General features: G+C 70.2%; 15 protein-coding genes. 5 read left to right on the forward strand and 10 right to left on the reverse strand.

Annotated elements, in window-relative coordinates; genetic code table 11:
• Positions 1–16 precede the first annotated feature (16 nt).
• The 3 genes from JQS43_RS02205 to JQS43_RS02215 form a co-directional block, all read right to left on the reverse strand.
• Complete coding sequence (locus tag JQS43_RS02205) at positions 17–1330, reverse strand: glycosyltransferase family 2 protein (protein ID WP_239677379.1); 1314 nt, start codon at positions 1328–1330, stop codon at positions 17–19.
• Positions 1331–1345: 15 nt separating this feature from the next.
• Complete coding sequence (locus JQS43_RS02210) at positions 1346–1516, reverse strand: LPXTG cell wall anchor domain-containing protein (protein WP_239677380.1); 171 nt, start codon at positions 1514–1516, stop codon at positions 1346–1348.
• Between the two features lie 233 nt (positions 1517–1749).
• Positions 1750–2442 carry a response regulator transcription factor gene (locus JQS43_RS02215; RefSeq protein WP_239677381.1) on the reverse strand — a complete coding sequence of 231 codons (693 nt, stop codon included), beginning with the start codon at positions 2440–2442 and terminating at the stop codon, positions 1750–1752.
• A gap of 112 nt (positions 2443–2554) precedes the next feature.
• Between JQS43_RS02215 and JQS43_RS02220 the strand changes: the two genes are divergently transcribed.
• Entirely contained in the window at positions 2555–3337 is a 783-nt protein-coding gene (locus tag JQS43_RS02220; RefSeq protein WP_239677382.1) for a helix-turn-helix transcriptional regulator, read from the forward strand.
• Positions 3338–3371: 34 nt separating this feature from the next.
• Here the strand turns inward: JQS43_RS02220 and JQS43_RS02225 are convergent, their stop codons facing one another.
• Positions 3372–3920: a GbsR/MarR family transcriptional regulator gene (locus JQS43_RS02225; RefSeq protein ID WP_239677383.1), complete on the reverse strand. Its 549-nt coding sequence runs from the start codon at positions 3918–3920 to the stop codon at positions 3372–3374.
• Positions 3921–4009: 89 nt separating this feature from the next.
• Between JQS43_RS02225 and JQS43_RS02230 the strand changes: the two genes are divergently transcribed.
• Complete coding sequence (locus JQS43_RS02230; protein ID WP_239677384.1) at positions 4010–4945, forward strand: ABC transporter ATP-binding protein; 936 nt, start codon at positions 4010–4012, stop codon at positions 4943–4945.
• Positions 4942–6606, forward strand: a complete 1665-nt coding sequence (locus JQS43_RS02235) for an ABC transporter permease (RefSeq protein WP_239677385.1) — start codon at positions 4942–4944, stop codon at positions 6604–6606. The genes JQS43_RS02230 and JQS43_RS02235 overlap by 4 nt, the downstream gene beginning before the upstream one ends.
• Before the next feature lie 107 nt (positions 6607–6713).
• Here the strand turns inward: JQS43_RS02235 and JQS43_RS02240 are convergent, their stop codons facing one another.
• Complete coding sequence (locus tag JQS43_RS02240) at positions 6714–7001, reverse strand: hypothetical protein (RefSeq protein WP_239677386.1); 288 nt, start codon at positions 6999–7001, stop codon at positions 6714–6716.
• On the reverse strand, positions 6998–7630 hold the full coding sequence (locus JQS43_RS02245) for a superoxide dismutase (RefSeq protein WP_239677387.1): 633 nt from the start codon (positions 7628–7630) through the stop codon (positions 6998–7000). The genes JQS43_RS02240 and JQS43_RS02245 overlap by 4 nt, the downstream gene beginning before the upstream one ends.
• 192 nt (positions 7631–7822) lie before the next feature.
• On the opposite strand from JQS43_RS02245, the gene JQS43_RS02250 reads away from it, so the two are divergent.
• Entirely contained in the window at positions 7823–9961 is a 2139-nt protein-coding gene (locus JQS43_RS02250) for a RecQ family ATP-dependent DNA helicase (protein ID WP_239677388.1), read from the forward strand.
• Between the two features lie 9 nt (positions 9962–9970).
• On the opposite strand, the gene JQS43_RS02255 is transcribed toward JQS43_RS02250, so the two are convergent.
• On the reverse strand, positions 9971–11650 hold the full coding sequence (locus JQS43_RS02255) for a cation:proton antiporter (protein ID WP_239677389.1): 1680 nt from the start codon (positions 11648–11650) through the stop codon (positions 9971–9973).
• A 584-nt stretch (positions 11651–12234) separates the two neighbouring features.
• Between JQS43_RS02255 and JQS43_RS02260 the strand changes: the two genes are divergently transcribed.
• Positions 12235–12879 (forward strand): nitroreductase family protein, encoded by a 645-nt coding sequence (locus tag JQS43_RS02260; protein ID WP_239677390.1) that lies wholly within the window; start codon positions 12235–12237, stop codon positions 12877–12879.
• 14 nt (positions 12880–12893) lie between these two features.
• Here JQS43_RS02260 and JQS43_RS02265 read toward each other — a convergent pair whose 3' ends face one another.
• From JQS43_RS02265 to JQS43_RS02275, 3 genes are all read right to left on the reverse strand, one after another.
• A complete protein-coding gene (locus JQS43_RS02265) occupies positions 12894–13529 on the reverse strand; it encodes a M23 family metallopeptidase (RefSeq protein ID WP_239677391.1) in 636 nt (211 codons plus the stop codon).
• A gap of 104 nt (positions 13530–13633) precedes the next feature.
• Positions 13634–15430, reverse strand: coding sequence for a glycoside hydrolase family 6 protein (locus JQS43_RS02270; protein ID WP_239677392.1), 1797 nt, complete (start codon positions 15428–15430; stop codon positions 13634–13636).
• A 244-nt stretch (positions 15431–15674) separates the two neighbouring features.
• Entirely contained in the window at positions 15675–17156 is a 1482-nt protein-coding gene (locus JQS43_RS02275) for a PQQ-dependent sugar dehydrogenase (RefSeq protein WP_239677393.1), read from the reverse strand.
• Positions 17157–17395: the final 239 nt, after the last annotated feature.

The following is a 17395-nucleotide window of genomic DNA, read 5'->3' on the forward strand; positions in this document are numbered from 1 at the left end:
AGTGGGCAGCGGGCGGTCAGGTCAACTCCGGCACCGCCTCCGGAATCCGCTCGGTCTTCGCCCAGCCGCGTCGGCCACTGACCTGCCGGGCCACCGCCCGCCAGGTGCTGACCAGCCCGAGCAGCAGCAACGCCGGATAGACCAGGCCACCGAGCAGGCAACGGCTGAGCGCCTCGTCGCGCAGCCGGAACCGGTGCAGCACCGCCCACAACAGACCGGGCAACACCATCACCGACAACCAGATCGCGACCACTATGCCGAGCACTACGCCGCCGGAGAGGACGGCGCCGCCATTGGCCGCCCGGATGGTGGTGACGGTCCAGAAGCCGCCTACGACGATCGCGCCGAGCGCGTTGAACCACGGCGCCAGTAGGTAGTACGCCATCTCCACAAAGGTGTGATTGGGGATCTGCCGGGCGCCGAAGAGCCGGCCGAGGTACGGCAGGCACTGCAAGTTGCCCTGTGCCCACCGGGTCCGCTGCCGCAGCAGCCGGCGGGCGTCCACCACCGCCTGCTGGACCACCGCGGCGCGCCAGACGTAGCGGACGCGCACCCGCGCCAGGTGGAGTCGCAGCCCGAGCTCCAGATCCTCGACCAGGCAACCGGACCAGGGTTGGTCGCCGAGGGCGAGCAGGGCGGAGAGCCGGATGAACTGGCCGTTGCCGCCGAGGCCGACCGAGCCGACCCGGTCGCGGAGCACCTGGCTGGCGTCGGCCACCGAGCCGAACTCCAGATCCTGGGCCATGCCGAGCAGCCGGTCCCGGTTGTGGATCCGCACCCGTACCTGGACCGCGCCCACCGCCGGCTCGCGCAGCGCGTCGCCGACCTCAACCAGCAGGTTGTCGGTGCCGCGCCCGTCGCCGTCGATCACCCCGACCGCGACCCGGGTCGGGTCGGTGCCGGCCTCGGCGACCCGCTGCCGGATCAGCTGGTAAGCGGCGTTCAACGCGGCGCCCTTGCCCTGCCGGGCCACCGGCGGCTCGCGGCGCAGCACGTGCAGCCGCTCGTGGCCGATCCCGGCGAGTACCGCCGGGGTGCCGTCATCGGAGCCGTCGTCGACGACCAGCACCTCGACCCGGGCGCCGGGCGCCGGCAGCGCGAGCGCGGCCGCGACGGTCCGGGCGACCACCCGCTCCTCGTTCAGGCACGGGATGACGATCCAGTAACTGACCGGGTGGGCGCGCTGGCCGGCTGGGAACTCCGGGGGGCGGCGGCCGCGGCGGGCGTGTCTGCCCGCCGCGGCCGCCGTGGTGGTGGCATATCCAGCGAGGACGGCGTTGAAGAGCGGCCAGATGAGTAGGACCGCGAGGCCGACCACCAATGCGGACACGGGGGAACGGTCCGGCTACTTACTGTTGCTGTTGTCGCTGCGACGGTTGCGGGCGGCCCGCATCAGCAGCACGCCGCTGGCGAGCGCGCCGGCGCCCAGGAGCACTATGCCCAGGGTGCCGCTGCCGGTCAAGGGTAACGAGGCGGCGGCCCCGGCGGCAGGGGTGAGCACGCGTGCTTGTGACATGACACACCATCCACTTTTATTTCAGGCTTGTCGGACTTGGTGACTTTAGAGGCGTTGGAGCTGCCGTCGCTACTGTCCCGGATGGATAACGCCTGGTCAGGCGCCAGACTTCGGCCGCGCAGGGGTCGCCGGTCACCGGATATGCGGACACCAGACCCCCACACACCACCCATCCCGGCCGATCATGGACTTAGGTGCATGATCGGGCCCCGATCATGCACCTAAGTCCATGATCAGCCCGAAAATGGTTGGTAGCGGTAGCCGATGCCGCGTACCGACTGCAGCGGCGACTCAGCCGGCTCCTGCCAGCCGAGCTTGCGCCGCAGCCGCAGCAGCGCGAACTTGACCTTCGCCGCCCCGAGTCCGGTCGGGTCGTCCCACGCCAGCTGCAACAGCTGCTCCGGGCTCAGCACCAGGCCGGCGTGCCGGACTAGCGCCAGCAACAGCCGGAACTCGATCGGCGTCAACGCCACCTCGTCCCCCTCGACCACCACCCGATGCCGTACCGGGTCCACCCGCAGCACCCCATCGTCGTACACCTCTGCCGTCCACCTGGGATCTCTTCGCGTCGCGCGCCGCAGCAGCGCCTCGATCCTGGCCAACAGCTCCTGGCGACCGAACGGCTTGGTGAGGTAGTCGTCGGCGCCGGCCCGCAACCCCCGGACCTTCTCGGCCTCCTGGTCGACCGCCGAGAGCACCATCACCGGCACGTCGCTGACCTCCCGGAGCCGGGTCAACAGCTGCCAGCCGTCCAGCTCCGGCAGGGCCAGGTCCAGGATGACCAGGTCCGGCCGCTGGTCGTACGCGGTACGCAGGCCGGAGCGGCCATCGGCCCGGTGGGTGACGTCGTGCCCGGCGCGGGTGAGTAGGAGCTGCAGCATCTCCGCGACGCCCGGGTCGTCCTCCACCAGCAGCAAGTTACCCACAGAGACTCCTCGACGACTAGGGGTAAGTATGACTGCAAGTGGTAGTCGGCTGCACCCAAACGGCAACCAAAGTGCTCCGGAGTCGCTTCGAGGCCGGACCATCCTGGGATCCATGCGCGTGTCCAGCCTCGCCCACATCCCGGCGCCGGATGGGGCGCCCCCGACGGACTGGTCGACGATCGACGTGTTCGCGGTCGACGCCGTACCGCTCGCCACGGAGGGGCTCGCGTACCTCGCCCGGCGTACTCCGCAGCTGCGGCTGGTGGGGGCGGTCGCCACGGTGGCGCAGGCCCGGGTGCAGTTGCCGGCACTGACCGGCACCGTGATCACCATCGGTGACACCACCCCGGGCGTTGCCGACCTGTTGGCGGAGCTGCGGGCCAGCCGGCCGGAGGCGGGGCTGGTGGTGGTCTCACACCGGCCGGGGCGGGAGCGTTCCCTGTGGGCCCGGCGGGCGGGGGCGAGCGCATTCGTCGGTTCGGACACGACGGCGACGACGCTGGTAGCCGCGATCCGGTACGCCGGTCGTCCGCCGGCGCCGTTCCGGTCGTTCGGCGCCGACGTCGGTCGGGTGGCGACCCGGCCGCGGACGGTGGAGTTCGAGACCCTCAGCGACCGGGAGCAACAGGTGCTGCGGCTGGTGCGGGACGGCCGGAGCCACGCCGAGATCGGGGTCGCGCTCGGCATCCGGCTGGGGACGGTACGTACCTACGTGAACCGGATCTACGCCAAGCTAAACGTTCGGAACCGGGCGCAGGCGCTGGTCGCGGCGTTCGGCGGCAACCCGGAGTTGGGTGGCCCGGAGTTGGGTGGCCCGGAGTTGGGCGGCTCCGAACTCCGGGCGGAGTTCCCGGTGCCGGTGCCGAGGGGTGTGGCAGTTTCCCGGGCACGGTGAGCGATATCCGGTCCCGCCATCTGCGGGACCGGGCTTACTGCCCGGGGCCGAACAGCTCGGCCTTGCGTGCTCGCCACTCTACTGTGTACTGGGCGAGCCGTTCCCGGAAGAACCGGAAGTATTCGCTGGTCTCGCGGAGGCGACGGCCACCCGGAGTCTCCGGCCCGAGCAGCGCTACCCCCTCGTCGGCGAGATGCTCGAACGGCGTCACCATCTGCGCCCGCTGGGTTGTGATCATGCCCCAGAGGTCGTCGTCGTAGACCCGGTAGGTGTCCACCCGGCTGCCCGGCTCGCGCTCCTTGCCGAGCAGGCGCATCTGGGTGAGTCGGCGCACCGCGCCGGAGATCGCGGCCGGGCTCACCTGGAGCGCGGTCGCCAGCTCGGCCGCGGTGTAGCGCTCGGCGTCATCGCAGAGGACGTACGCGAACACCCGGGCCGGCATCCGGGGTAGACCTACGTCGGTGAGCGCCAGGGCGAACCGTTCGACATAGCGGAGCAGTTCGGTGCGATGGCGGTCGGGGTCGCCCGCTGGGCCGGTGGCGCCGGGGCGGCCCTCGGTGCTGAGGTCGCTGGATGTCGGCAAATGATCTCCTCCTTCTAGGCCCGACTATACAAGCTTTAGCAGATTTTGAGCTTTCACAAACATGTGAAAAGAGTGATACGCTCGCGAGCATGACTACTGCGATCTCAGTCTCCGGGTTGGTGAAGACGTTCGGAGCCACCCGCGCTCTCGACGGGCTCGACCTCACCGTCGCCACCGGCGAGGTGCACGGGTTCCTCGGCCCCAACGGGGCTGGCAAATCCACCACCATCCGGGTCCTGCTGGGGCTGCTTCGGGCCGACTCCGGCACTACGGTCCTGCTCGGCGGCGACCCGTGGCGCGACGCGGTCCCGCTGCACCGCCGACTCGCCTACGTCCCCGGCGACGTGGAGCTGTGGCCCAACCTCACCGGCGGCGAGGCGATCGACCTGCTCGGGCGGCTCCGCGGCGGCTTGGACAGGTCACGCCGGGCCGAACTGGTGGAGCGGTTCGACCTCGACCCCACCAAAAAGGGCAGGACCTATTCGAAGGGCAACCGGCAGAAGGTGGCGCTGATCGCGGCGCTCGCCTCCGACGTGGAGCTGCTGATCATGGATGAGCCGACCGCTGGGCTGGACCCGCTGATGGAGGTGGTGTTTCAGGAGTTCATCGGGCGGGCCAAGACCGAGGGCAAGACCGTGCTGCTCTCCAGCCACATCCTGGCGCAGGTCGAGAAGCTCTGCGACCGGGTCAGCATCATCCGGCAGGGCAAGGTGGTCGAGTCCGGCACGCTCTCCGAGCTGCGGCACCTGACCCGCACCACCATCGAAGCGGAGACGACCCAGCCGGTGAACACCCTGGCGGAGCTGCCCGGCATCCACGACCTCACCATCACCGACGGGCGGATCCGATTCGCCGTCGACGGTGAGCAGCTCGACCGCGCGGTCCGGGAGTTGAGCGGCGCCGGCCTGCGCAGCCTGGTCAGCCACCCGCCGACCCTGGAGGAGCTGATGCTGCGGCACTACGGTGACGAGCTGGCCGGCGCGGGCAACGGCAACGGCAACGGCGCCGCGAAGGACTCCCGATGAGCACGGCCGCCGACACTCGTCCGCGGGCGCACCGGGTGGACCCACCCCAGCGCGGCGGCCAGCAGACGCTCGCCGGCACCGGCGCGCTCATCCGCTTCATCCTGCGGCGGGACCGGATCAAGCTGCCGGCCTGGCTGCTCGGCATCACCGTGATGCTGGCCTACTACACGGCGCTGCTGCCGACGGTCTACGAGGGCGACGAGGAGATGCAGAGCCTGGCGTCGTTCATGACCGGTCCGGTCGGGGCGCTGATCTCCGGGCCAGGCTACGGCGCCGACCAGCTCAACCTGGAGCGGCTGATCGTCGGGGTCTACGGCATCTACTTCCTGCTGCTGGCGGCGCTGATGAACATGCTGCTGGTCTCCCGGCACACCCGGGTCGACGAGCAGCACGGCCGCACCGAACTGCTGCGCGCCACCGTGGTCGGCCGGCACGCTCCGCTCACCGCGGTGCTGACCGTGGCGGTCGCGGCGAACGCGCTGCTGGCGCTGCTGCTCACCGGGGTCATGGTCGGCAACGACTTCGACGCCGGGCAGAGTCTGCTCTTCGGCGCCGGGGTCGGCGCGGCCGGACTGCTGTTCGCCGGCGTGACCGCGCTCACGGTCCAGATCACCGAGTACTCCCGCGCCGCCACGGGCCTGGCGGGGGCGGTGCTCGGTGTGGCATGGGTAATCCGGGCCGCCGGCGACATGCTGGCACAGCACGGCAGCGCGCTCTCCTGGTTCTCGCCGCTGGCCTGGGTGCAGCAAACCCGGCCGTACGTGGACGGGCGCTGGTGGCCACTGCTGCTGGTGGTCGGGTTGACGGCGGTGGTGACGGCGGTGGCGTACGCGCTGGCGAGCCGGCGGGATGTCGGCGCCGGCCTGCTCGCGGCCCGCCGGGGGAGCCCGAGCGCGGCGGCGTGGCTCGCCTCACCGCTGGCGTTCGCGTTCCGGCTGCACCGGGCCAGCCTGATCGGCTGGGGCATCGCGTTGGGGCTGGCGGGGCTGCTCTGGGGATGGATCACCGAACCCATGATCGACACGTACGAGGGCATGGGCGACGACATCCTCGCGATCTTCGGTGGCGACGCCAGCAACATCATCGACGGGTACCTGAGCGTGATGGCGCTGGTCACAGCGCTGCTCGTCGGCGTGTTCGTAATCCTCGGGGTGCAGACGCTGCGGGTCGAGGAGACCAAGGGCCGGGCCGAGCCGGTGCTGGCGACCGCCATCAGCCGCTGGTCCTGGGCCGGCAGCCACCTGGTGGTGTTGGCCCTCGGGGTGATCGGGCTGCTGCTGCTGGCCGGCATCACCACCGGGATCGGCGCGGCGGCATCGCTCGGCGACGCCGGCTACGCCTGGGAGGTCACGCTCGCGCACCTGGCGCACACCCCGGCGGTGCTGTTGCTACTCGGGATCGCGGCACTGCTGTTCGGGGCGGTGCCCAAGGCGATCGGGGCGGTTTGGGCGGTGTTGGGCTACGGGATGCTGATTGGCTTCTTCGGTCCGCTCATGGACCCGCCGCAGTGGGCCTACGACATCTCGCCGTTCGAGCATGTCGCCCGGGCACCGCTGGACGACCTCACGGTGTCGCCGATCCTTGCCCTCACCGGGGTCGCGGTGGTGCTGCTCGCGGCAGGGCTGGCCGGCTTCCGGCGACGGGACCTCGAAACCAAGTAGCCCCCCGGGGGGGCCGATCATGAGCTAGCCCCCGGGGGGGGCCGATCATGAGCTAGTGAGCAGACACGCCCGGCGTGTCGGGTCAACTAGCTCATGATCGGCCCGGGCTATGGGCCGTTCAAGTAGGTCCGGTGAAGTTCGGCGAGGATCGTCGGGCGCTCCCGGCCGGAGCACTCCGCTGCCTCGTCAAGCAGCATGCTGGCGAGCGCCGCCGTTCCCAACAGCAACTCGGCGACCGCCTGTGGCGGGTCCGACTGCTCAGCCCGGTCCAGCAACAGCCGCTGCATGGTCTGCCAGAACAGCTCCGGGTCGGTCGGCCCGGCCGCGTACGCGGTGGTGAGCTCGATCGCCGCCGGCAGGACCGTTGCGACCGTGCGGTCCGGCTCCGGACTCACCCGCCGGCCGCCTGACCGCCGGCCGCCTGAGCCGCGACCGCCGCCGCGTACCGGGCCGCCACATCCGGCCAGTTGACGACCTCCCACATCGCCGCCACAAAATCTGGCCGTACGTTGCGGTACTGCAGGTAGTAGGCGTGTTCCCAGGCGTCGAAGGCGAGCAGCGGCACCGACCCGACCCCGACGTTGCCGTGGTGGTCGTAGACCTGTTCCACGATCAGCCGTCGGGCGGCCGGCTCGTACGACAGCACTCCCCAACCGGAGCCCTGCACCAGGGTGGTGGCGGCCGACATCTGCCCATGGAACCGCTCGAACGAGCCGAAGTGCTCGGTGATCGCCTCGGCAAGGTCGCCGTCCGGGCGACCGCCCCCGCCCGGGGACATGTTCTGCCAGTACAGCGTATGCAGGACATGGCCGGAGACGTTGAAGGCGAGGGTCTTCTCCAGCCCCACGATGCTGGTGAAGTCGCCCTGGTCGCGCGCCTCGGCGATCCGGTCCAGGGTGTCGTTGGCCCCCTTCACGTACGCGGCGTGGTGCTTGTCGTGGTGTAGCTCCATGATCTGCCCGTTGATGTGCGGCTCCAGCGAGCCGTAGTCGTAGGGCAGGTCCGGCAACGTGTAGACGCTCATACTCTCCTGCAATCGAGTAGTAATTGCCAGCTGTTTGCAATAGTGACCATACCTGCCGGTCCCCGCTCCGCTGCGCCGATCATGAGCTTGTTGACAAACCCGTCCGGTGTGTCGGTCAACAAGCTCATGATCGGCGCTGAAGTCGCGTGCCCCGCTCGGCTCGACCCCGCCGGACCGGGTAGAAATGGGCCGGTGAGCGACGGTCCGGAGGCAACGAGCGTGCGGCAGCGAGCCGAGGCGGTGCTGCGGCAGCTGGCGGGCGAGTCGGCGCAGCTGCGCGCCGACCAGTGGCGGGCGATCGAGGCGTTGGTGGTGGAGCAGCGGCGGGTGCTGTGCGTGCAGCGCACCGGTTGGGGCAAGTCCGCGGTCTACTTCGTCGCCACGGCGCTGCTGCGAGGCCCTGACGCCCCGTCCCCCGCCGGCCCGACGGTGATCATCTCGCCGCTGCTGGCGTTGATGCGTAACCAGGTGGCGGCGGCCGAGCGGGCCGGTATCCACGCCCGCACCATCAACTCCGCCAACCCGGAGGAGTGGGACGAGATCGCCGCCGCGGTCCACGCCGGCGCGGTCGACGTGCTGCTGATCTCACCGGAGCGGTTGAACAACCCTGACTTCCGGGAGTCGGTGCTGCCCAAGCTCGCCGCCACCACCGGCCTGCTGGTGGTCGACGAGGCGCACTGCGTCTCCGACTGGGGCCACGACTTCCGGCCCGACTATCGCCGGCTGCGGTCGTTTCTCGCCGGCCTCACCCCAGGTACGCCGGTGTTGGCGACTACCGCCACCGCGAACGCCCGGGTGGTGACCGATGTCGCCGAGCAGCTCGATCCGGCTGGTGAGGCGATGGTGTTGCGCGGCACCCTGGATCGGGAGTCGCTGCGGTTGGCGGTTCACGAGCTGCCCAGCCCGGCGCACCGGTTGGCCTGGCTCGCCGAGCAGCTCGACGCGCTGCCCGGCTCCGGGATCATTTACACCCTGACCGTGGCCGCCGCCGCCGAGACCGCGGCCTTCCTGCGCGGCCGCGGGTACGAGGTCGCCGAGTACAGCGGCCGGACCGAGGATGCCGACCGGCGGGCGGCCGAGTCGGATCTGCTGGCGAACCGGCTCAAGGCGCTGGTCGCCACCTCCGCGCTGGGGATGGGTTTCGACAAGCCGGATCTCGGGTTCGTCATCCATCTTGGCGCGCCACCGTCCCCGATCGCGTACTACCAGCAGGTGGGCCGCGCCGGCCGGGCGGTCGAGTCGGCGCGGGTGCTGTTGCTGCCCGGCCCGGAGGACGCGGCGATCTGGCGATACTTCGCTTCACTGGCGTTCCCGGCGGAGGAGCAGGTACGCGCCGTGTTGGCAGCACTGTCCGAAGCAGACCATCCGCTGTCGACGGCAGCGTTGGAGCCGCGGGTTGAGCTACGCCGGGCCCGACTGGAGCTGATGCTGAAGGTGCTCGATGTGGACGGTGCAGTGCGCCGGGTCCGCGGCGGCTGGGAAGCGACCGGCGCGCAGTGGCGCTACGACCACGAGCGGTATCAGCAGCTCAGCCGGGCCCGCCGGGTCGAGCAGGATGCGATGCGGGAGTACGTGGCGACCGCCGGGTGCCGGATGGAGTATCTGCGCCGGTGCCTGGACGACCCGTACGCGGAGGCGTGCGGTCGCTGCGACCGCTGCACCGGTGACGCCCCGCCGGCCGAGGTCTCGGCGGCGGCGCTCACCGCCGCCGAGGCGTACCTGGGGCAGGCCGGGGTTGCGGTAGCGCCCCGGAAGATGTGGCCGACCGGCCTTCCGGCCGCCGGGGTGCCGCTGCGCGGCAAGATCCCAGCGCAGGAGCAGGCCGAGACCGGTCGGGTGGTGGGCCGGCTCTCCGACCTCGGCTGGGGCGGTCCGCTGCGGGAGCTGTTGGCCGACGGTGCCCCGGACCAGCCCGCCCCCGCGCAGCTGCTGGCGGCGGTGGTGGAGGTTCTGAAAGCATGGGCGCACGGCGACGACCGGTGGCCGCAGCGGCCGGTGGCGGTGGTCGCGCTCGGTTCGCAGCAGCGGCCCAAGCTGGTGCAGAGCGTAGCCGGGCACGTCGCGGAGGTGGGCCGGTTGCCGTTGCTCGGCACCGTGCCACCAGGCGGGTCGGGCGGCGGCCGCGCCAACAGCGCCCAACGGGTACGAGCACTGCACGGCTCGTTCATCGTGCCGCCGGCGGTGGCGGGCGCGTTCGCCGAGCACCCGGGCCCGGTGTTGCTTGTGGACGACTACATCGACTCGGGCTGGACCATGGCGCTGGTCGCGCGGGAGCTGCGCGCCGCCGGCGCCACCGCGGTGTTGCCGCTGGCGCTCGCCGTCACTGGCTGACCGGGCCGGTCACTCCGGCGCCCGGCCGCCGGCGATCATGTCGATGACCGCCTCGGTGGTCAGCGCGTAGGGCTTCAGGATCACGTCGACATCGGTCCCTTCCAGACGTCCCGCATCCCGGTCGGTCAGCGCCACCATCGCCACCCGGCCGGCGTACTCGTGTTGCCGCAGCGCATGCAGCAGGGCGAGGTTGCTGTCGGTGGTGGGGATGGTGCTGATCACCCAGCGGGAGCGGTCCAGCGGCAACGACTCCAGGAAGTCGAGGTCTTCGGCGCTGCCGAACACGGTGGTGATGCCCTGCCGGTTGAAGGCGGCGACCCGGTCGGGGTCGAAGTCGACGGCGAGCACCGGCGTGCCTGCGTCGGTAAGCCGGGCGGCGATGTGCCGACCGAAGCGTCCCAGGCCATAGAGGATGACCTCGGCGGGCAGCTCGGCGGGCGGGGTGGGGTGCGGGCGCAGGTTGCGGCGTTGGAACCGGGACAGCCACGGCTCCAGCCGCTGGTAGATCGCGTCGGAGTTGAGGATCAGGTAGGTCGAGCCGCCGATTGTGATCAGCCCTACGACGGTGATCAGGCTGACCGTCGCCTGGTCGATGTGGCCCAGACTCAATCCCAATGCGGCCAGGATCAGCGAGAATTCGCTGATCTGGGCGACGGTGAGCCCGGCCTTGAACGCCACCCGCGACGAGTAGCCCATCAACCCCATGATCACCAGCACGATCAGCGGGTTGCCGACAAGAACGAAGATCGAGAAGACCGCCGCCTCGACGAGTTGCCGGCCGGCGTCCACGAACTCCAGCTGCGCCCCGAGGCTGAGGAAGAAAAAGAGCAGCAGGAAGTCGCGCAGGCTCACCAACCGGGCGCCGACCGCCTCCCGGAACGGGGTGGAGGCGAGCGCGACCCCGGCCAGGAAGGCTCCCACCTCGGTGCTGAAACCCAGCCAGTGAGTTATGGCGGCCGCGAGCACCGCCCACGCCACCGCGAAGAGCACCAGCAGCTCCTGCGATCGGGCCACCAGCTGCAGCAGCCGCGGCAGCACGTACCGCGCCATGATCACGAAGGCGGCGAGCAGCCCGAGCCCTTTCCCGATCGTCAGGGCGATGTCGATCCCGACGTGGTCCCCCGCTGGCTGCCCGAAGGCGGTCAGTGCGATCATGACCAGGACCACCACCAGGTCCTGCACGATCAGGAACCCGACCGCGATCCGGCCGTGCAGCTGATCGAGTTCGCGCTTGTCCGAGAGCAGCTTGACGATGATGATCGTGGACGAGAAGGTCAGCGCGACCGCCACGTAGAGCGCGGTGACGTGACTCATGCCTAGTGCCAGGGCGATCCCGTACCCCACCGCGGAGGTGAACGCCACCTGGCCGAGTCCGGTGGCGAGCGCGACCGGGCCGGTGGTGCGGATCAGGTGCAGGTCGAGGCGCAGGCCGACCAGGAACAGCAGGATCGCGATCCCGACCTCGGCGAGCAGTTCGATCTGGTCCACCCCGGTGACCCAGCCGGTGCCGACCGGACCGACCAGGATGCCGACACCGATGAACGCGACGATCAAGGGCTGCTTGAGCCGGTTCGCCACCAGGCCGGCGACGGCGGCGACCGCCAGGATCGCTGCTAGCAGGCCGAACTCGTGGTCCAGCACCCTGCCACCCCCGCCCTCGCCCTGCGCGGCCTGCACTTTCGTGATCACTCTAGCGACTGGCCAGTGCCAGCAGCGGGATCGCCGTGGCCTCCCCGCCCACGGTGCCGCTGCCGCTGCCGCTGGCGGCGACGCGGTGCAAGTTGTCTCGCGCACACGATCACGACCGCACAAGACTTGCTCGCACCGCCGGCCGGGAGTTTCTCGGGTTCGTCTCTCGTCTGCCCCGACTTGGTGGGCTGAGTGGCGCCTGGTTTGTCAGCGTGAACCGTTTTGTCGTCCTAGTGGATCACCATTCAACCCACCAAGAAATACATGCCCGCTGGCGCGGGCACCCGCCGGTGGACGAGAGTGGGCATATGGCCGATTTGTGTTGTTCGGGCGACCAGGCAAGGGGCCGGGCCGAGCATCGCGGCGCCGCCGACGCTGCTCCGTTTGTGCTCGCAGCTCTCGTAGGCCGCGTATCGGGGCCCCAACCGACCGCCCACTCCAAGATCAAGACTCTGCCGCTCGTCCAGCCAGTGTCGGCGTACAGGTGTGCAGAGCTGCAGCACCCTCCTGACTGCGGAGCGGCAAGATGATCAAGCACCCGCTATCGGTGGCGGCTGCCGTTGCCCAGTGTCATGATCTGCGACATGGAGTTCGCAGAGGTGATTCGTCGTCGGCGCATGGTGCGGCACTACGCCGACCGTCCGCTGAGCCCGGAGCTCATCGAGAAGATTCTGGCCAGTGCGGTGCGCGCACCCTCAGCCGGGTTTTCGCAGGGGTGGGCTTTTCTGGCGCTGACCGATGCGGCCGACCGGGCCAGGTTCTGGCCGTTTGTCCCCACTCGGGTGGCCCAGACCCCCACTATGCAGCACGCTCCGCTGGTCGTGGTCCCGCTCGCGCACAAGGCTACGTACCTTGCCCGGTACGCCGAGGCCGACAAGGGCTGGACCGATCGGGCCGAAGCGCGCTGGCCGGTGCCGTACTGGTATATCGACACCGGCATGGCCGCGCTGATGATGCTGCTGACCGCGGTCGATGAGGATCTGGGCGGCTGCTTCTTCGGCATCATGCCGGCGGCGGGCGAGGATTTCGATCCCACGGTCGAGGTGCCGGCGCACACCGCCGCCTTCAAGGCCGAGTTCGCGATTCCTGACGAGTACGAGCCGATCGGCGCCCTCTGCGTCGGCTACCGGGCGGACGGCCTGGAGCCGCAGAGTTCGGCCGTGGCGGAGCGCCGGCGGGGCCTCGACTCGGTAGTCCATCGAGGACAGTGGGGGAGGTTACGCGGCTGAGCCGACGCCCCAACTTATCGGGCGGGGGCGTCGTCGACCCGTTCGGCGAGGAAGGGCTCGGGGTCGACCGCGTTCGCCGAGACCGGCGGCACGAACAGCCTGCCCTGCTGCACCTCGAAGTGCAGGTGTGGCCCGGAGGAGTTGCCGGAGGAACCGACGTAGCCCAGCAGGTCCCCGGTCTCGACCGCGTCCCCCACCTCGACCTCGGGCTGCTCCAGGAGGTGACAGTAGAGGGTCGCGACCCGGTCGGCGTGGAGTACCTTCACATACCAGCCGCAGCCGCGCACCTCCCAGCTGCCGTCCTGGTCGCAGCTGTACGGCTCGCCGTGCAGGCTCGCTTGGCAGTCCGCGATCGACACCACCCCGGCGGAGGCGGCGAAGATCGGCGTGCCGGGGTCGGCGGCGATGTCGATGCCGTGGTGGTCGGGGCGGGACTCGCTGCGGAACTCGGAGGTGACCGGGGCGTCGACCGGCCACACCCAGGGCGCGTCCGGTGGGCAACGCTGGTCGTCGCAGGTAACCCCGCCGAACGCCTCGATCACCGGGTTGAGCAGGGTGCGCGGACCGAATCCGGGGACCACCGCCATCGCCAGCACCAGAGCGGTGGCCGCAACCCCGACGGTCACCAACACCGCGAGCGACTTCTTCACGCCCCCACGGTACGACGCGTACACAAGCGGGCGCCCCGCTGCAGGCTCAAGCCTGCGGCGGGGCGCCCTCCTGGCGACAGGATTTCAGCTCATGCGGACCCTGCTCAGTTGCCCAGCGGCGGGTACGCGTTGTCCATCAGCTCCTGGAACTGAGCCTGGAACCAGTGGCCGGAGATCGGCGCGTCCCCGATCGCACCCGACATGCTGTTGCCGTTGCGCTCGTTGCCTTCGTAGGCCGGGTCGCACATTTCGTCGAAGCCCTTGCCCTCGTCGTTCTCGATGTACTCGGAGGACCCGTCGGACTCACCCGGAGGCTTGATCCAGACGTAGGCGTCGATGCCGGAGACCGGCTCCACGGTCAGCCGCTCGCCGAGACCGGCACCGGCCTGGTTGCACCAGTTGCCCTTGTGGATGCGCCGGTCGACCCGGCTCTCCTCGACGAACTGGTTCAGCTCGGTGGCGCTGCTGGCCGCGGTCGGACGGTCCGGGCCGCCCCAGCCGTTGCGGGCGGTGTCGATCAGCATCCCGATGTTCGAGTCGACGCCGTCGCAGACGCTGACCAGCTCCTGGCGGAAGTCCTGGGCGAAGCGCCGCTCCGAGTTGTAGTCGTTCCAGTCCACCCAGTCCGACTGCCGGATCAGCTGGCCGTCGGGGGCGTTGCCGAAGGTGTCGATGAACGGCTCCTCCAGCGCGGAGTAGTTGGCGGTGTTGGTGATCAGGCCCGCCAGGTGACCCGGCTCAGCGCCACCGGCGTTCAGCGAGTCACAGATGATGTTGGCGCTGGGGGTGAAGTTGCTGTCCCAGCCGATCCAGCCGTGGTGCGCGGCGTCGATGTACGGGTACACGTTGTCGATCGAGCCGAGCTGCCCGGTGGCGTACCCGACCCCTTCGACGTAGTTGCCGTTGGCGAGCATGGTGTCGCACATCTCGGTGGCGCCCGGCTCGCCGCCGGTGTTGGTCACCAGGTTCGGCAGCGAGTCGATCTCGATCACCGCGACGATCCGCAGGTCCCGGAAGCGCTCCTGCGCGATGATGTCGGTGATGACATCGATGTACTCTTCTTTGTACCGGTCGATCTCTTCCGGCCCAAGCTCACCGTTGGAGGCGAGCGCCGCGCAGTCACGGCCGGGCAGGTTGTAGATCACAACCTGGAAGACCATCGGGGTGTCGCCGGACTTCTGGTCGAGCGCCTGGTCCAGGTGGTCCTCAAGACCGGTGGTGTTCTCGCCGGCCGAGCCGGATTCGATCGCCGCGATCCGGTCCAGCCAGACACCGGTCGGGTGGTTGTAGACCTCCGCCGGGGCGCCACCGGCCTGGGCGGCCGCGGACCAGTCCGGGTTCACGTAGACATCGGCGCCGACGTACGGGTTGGCGACCCGGTCACCGGGGTCGCCCGGCTCCTGGCCGCCGTTGCCCGGGTCGTCGCCGTTGCCGTTGTCGTCATCGTCATCGTCGTCGTCACCGTTGCCCGGCTGGCCGGTGCACTCCACGCCGTTCAGGAAGAACGTGGTGGGGGCCTCGTTGGAGCTACCGTACGAGCCGTTGAACCCGATGCTGATCGAGCCGTCGGCGGGGATGCTGGCGTTCCACGACTCGTTGCTGGCGGTGACCTCCGACCCGGATTGCGACCAGACCGCGGTCCAACCATTGGTGACCTGCTGGTCGCCGGGGAAGTTGAAGGTGAGGTTCCAGCCGTTGATCGCGCTGCCGAGGTTGTTGATGGTGATGTCGGCGCCGAAGCCGCCGCCACCGTCCCATGCGGTGTTGTAGTCGACGGTGCAGTTTGTCTGCGCCTGGGCCGGCGCGGCCGGTCCGGCGATCAGGCCACCGGCGACGAGCGCAGTGGCGCTCGTCAGCGCGACGGCGCGCCGCCGGCCGGTAGAACTCAGGGGGAATTTCATGGTGAGCAATCTCCTTGGGGCCAACTGCCGGAGTCCGTAGCAGCTCCGGGCTGGGAGGGATCGGTCCTAGCGTGACCGGCATCGGAACGCCGTCCGGTGTGTGTCACCGGTGCCCTCGGCGCCCGACTGGGGTTGGGTTGGCTCCCTGGCGGGTTACGGCATTGTTGCATGGGAGCGCTTCCAAAGGCAACCCTCGGGAAGCCAACGGCGTGCCCGACGCCGGTCACGACTGCCGTCTTACCTGCTAGTGGAGCTGGCAGGCGAGGCCGGCGGCGTCGCCGGCATCGCCGTTGCCGAGCAGGCCGAAGCTGGTGGCGGCGCCCGGGCTCAGCGATCCGTTCCAGGCTTCGTTGGTCACGCTCACCTCCGAGCCGGACTGACTGTGGATGCCGCCCCAGAGTTGGTCGACCACCTGACCATCGGGGAAGGTCCAGCTGACTGTCCAACCGCTACCGGCGCTGTCGCCGCTGTTGGTGACGCTCACATCGGCCTGGAAGCCGCCTTGCCAGTCGCTGACCACCTGGTACTCGGCGATACAGCCGCCGGTCGGCGGCGTGGTCGGCGGTGTGGTGGGCGGTGTGGTCGGTGGTGTGGTGGGCGGGGTGGTCGGCGGGGTGGTCGGCGGGAAGCGCACCACCTGGTCGTCGGCGGGGGTCGGGGTCGCCCGGCCGTCCCGGTTGCTGGTGGCGATCCACAGCCAACCGTCCGGACCCACGGTCACCGTCCGCAGCCGGCCGTACTCGCCAGAGAGGACCGCGGTCGGCTCGCCGGGGCCGCTGCCGGCCAGCGGCACCGTCCACAGTTGCCGGCCGCGTAGCGACGCTACGAACAGGTGGTCGTCGGCGACCGCGACGCCGCTCGGGGAGGCCTCCGCCGGAGCCCAGATCAGTGCCGGGTCGATCAGCTGCGAGTCCGGCGGCTGGCAGGGGCCCTCGCAGATCGGCCAGCCGTAGTTGCCGCCGGGCTCGATCAGGTTTACCTCGTCCCACAGGTCCTCACCGAACTCGCTCGCCCACAGTCGACCTTGGCTGTCCCAGGCCATCCCTTGGACGTTCCGCAGCCCGTACGCGTAGATCGGCGAGCCGGGGAACGGATTGTCGGCTGGGACGTCTCCCTCGGGGGTGACCCGCAGGATCGCCCCGGCCAGGTTGTCGAGGTCCTGGGAGAGGTCAGGGTCACCGGCGTCGCCGGTGGCCACGTAGAGCATCCCGTCCGGGCCGAACTCGATCCGGCCACCGTGGTGGATGAACGCACCGCGGGGGATCCCGGTGAGCACCGGCTGCGCCGACTGCGGATTGTCGACCGGGAAGCGTACGACCCGGTTGTCGGTCGTGGTGGTGTGGTACGCGTACACCCAGTTGTCGTCGCCGGGTGCCCGGGCCAGGCCGAGCAGCCCGCCCTCGCCGGCGGTGTCGACGCCGGGCAGGGTGGCCACCGGTTGCGCCGGCTGTCCAGGGGCGACCCGGACGAGTTGGGCGTCGTCGCGTTCGGCGACCAGCGCCGATCCGTCCGGCAGGAAGGTGGTCCCCCATGGCACCTCCAGCCCGGTGGCGACCACGTCAGGTTGGGTGAAGTCGAAGCCGGCCACCTGGGCGGCGGCCGGTTGGGGCGCGAGGAGTCCGGTGGCGACCGCGCCGCCGGTAGCGACCACGGTGGCGACGCCGGTCGCCAGGGCCCGGCGCCACCTCGTACTCCGGTGGGGTTGCTGGCTGCTGATCACGAGCATGCCTCTCTGTCGAGTGGACGCCCGGACCGTCGAGGCCGTTGGTAGTTGAGCCCGGCGCGAGGCCGGGCCGTTGCCCTATTACCGCCGTCGGCCTCCGCCGGCCAGGGCGGTGGGTCGTGGCTCGCGCGCGGCTCCCCGGGAATCCTCTCCGCTGTCGTGGATCATGTCAACGTTGGTCGTCGATATCGTGGGATCGGCCGTTGACAATTGGGCTACTCCCTGTCACGCTGGACACTGGC

Source organism: Natronosporangium hydrolyticum (assembly GCF_016925615.1).
GTDB classification, from domain to species: Bacteria; Actinomycetota; Actinomycetes; order Mycobacteriales; family Micromonosporaceae; genus Natronosporangium; species Natronosporangium hydrolyticum.

Coding starts and splice junctions, on each gene's coding strand:
- JQS43_RS02275 (WP_239677393.1), bottom strand. CDS start 17,156: ATGCTCGTGATCAGCAGCCAGCAACCCCACCGGAGTACGAGGTGGCGC.
- JQS43_RS02210 (WP_239677380.1), bottom strand. CDS start 1,516: ATGTCACAAGCACGCGTGCTCACCCCTGCCGCCGGGGCCGCCGCCTCG.
- JQS43_RS02235 (WP_239677385.1), top strand. CDS start 4,942: ATGAGCACGGCCGCCGACACTCGTCCGCGGGCGCACCGGGTGGACCCA.
- JQS43_RS02260 (WP_239677390.1), top strand. CDS start 12,235: ATGGAGTTCGCAGAGGTGATTCGTCGTCGGCGCATGGTGCGGCACTAC.
- JQS43_RS02220 (WP_239677382.1), top strand. CDS start 2,555: ATGCGCGTGTCCAGCCTCGCCCACATCCCGGCGCCGGATGGGGCGCCC.
- JQS43_RS02245 (WP_239677387.1), bottom strand. CDS start 7,630: ATGAGCGTCTACACGTTGCCGGACCTGCCCTACGACTACGGCTCGCTG.
- JQS43_RS02230 (WP_239677384.1), top strand. CDS start 4,010: ATGACTACTGCGATCTCAGTCTCCGGGTTGGTGAAGACGTTCGGAGCC.
- JQS43_RS02270 (WP_239677392.1), bottom strand. CDS start 15,430: ATGAAATTCCCCCTGAGTTCTACCGGCCGGCGGCGCGCCGTCGCGCTG.